This window comes from Methylacidimicrobium cyclopophantes (assembly GCF_902143385.2).
Taxonomy (GTDB): Bacteria; Verrucomicrobiota; Verrucomicrobiia; order Methylacidiphilales; family Methylacidiphilaceae; genus Methylacidimicrobium; species Methylacidimicrobium cyclopophantes.
This window is the reverse complement of the sequence record NZ_CABFUZ020000075.1, coordinates 1-848: the sequence shown is the minus strand read 5'-3', so window position 1 is coordinate 848 and position 848 is coordinate 1. Positions and strand designations below refer to the sequence as shown.

Annotated in this window: 1 protein-coding gene; it reads left to right on the top strand. The window is 67.3% G+C overall.

What is annotated here, in order from left to right:
- Positions 1-195: 195 nt before the first annotated feature.
- Positions 196-848 (top strand): FGGY family carbohydrate kinase (locus FN369_RS01390; RefSeq protein WP_246189474.1); only part of this gene is annotated, 653 nt, incomplete at its 3' end.

Sequence of the window (848 nt, the reverse complement as noted above, 5' to 3'; positions counted from 1 at the left end):
CTCGACCGGTGGCCGGAGGCTCTGGGACGGCTCGAGCGGTGGGCGGCCGAGGGCAAGCTCCGCCACCGGGAGACGATCGTCGAGGGTCTCGAAAACGCTCCCTCCGCCCTTTCGCTCCTCTTTCAAGGAAAGTCTCTCGGGAAATTGGTGGTCGCGATCTGAGCGCGGCCGGGAGTCGGAGAGGAAGCAGGGATCATGGACTATCTCCTCGCCCTCGATCAAGGAACGACCAGCTCCCGAGCCCTGCTCCTCGACCGGAAGGGCCGGGTGGCCGCCCAGGCGCAGAGGCCGGTCTCGATCCGCTCCCCCCGGCCCGAATGGGTCGAGCAGGATCCCGAAGAGCTCTGGGCGAGCCAGGAAGCCGCGGCCCGAGAAGCCCTCGAAACGGCGCGGGTTAGCCCGCGGCAGGTGGCCGCCATCGGCATCGCTAACCAGAGGGAGACCTTCCTCCTCTGGGAGAGGAAAACCCTCCTTCCCCGAGGGCCCGCCCTCGTCTGGCAGGATCGCCGTTCCTCCGGCCTCTGTGCGCGGCTCCAGGCCCAGGGATGGGAAAAGACCATCCAGGAAAAGACCGGCCTCCGGCTCAACCCCTATTTTTCCGGGACGAAGTTCCTCTGGCTCATGGAGCATCTCCCGGAGCTCCCACGCGCGCTCAATCGCCTCTGCTTCGGGACGGTCGACAGCTGGCTGCTCGCCAAGCTTTCCGGGGGGAAGCTCCATGCCACCGAGGAGTCGAACGCGTCAAGGACCCTCTTGTACAACCTCTCGGAGCGGTGCTGGGACCCGGAGCTCCTCTCCCTCTTCCGGATCCCCGCCTCGATCCTCCCCGAGGTCCACCCCTCGGCGGG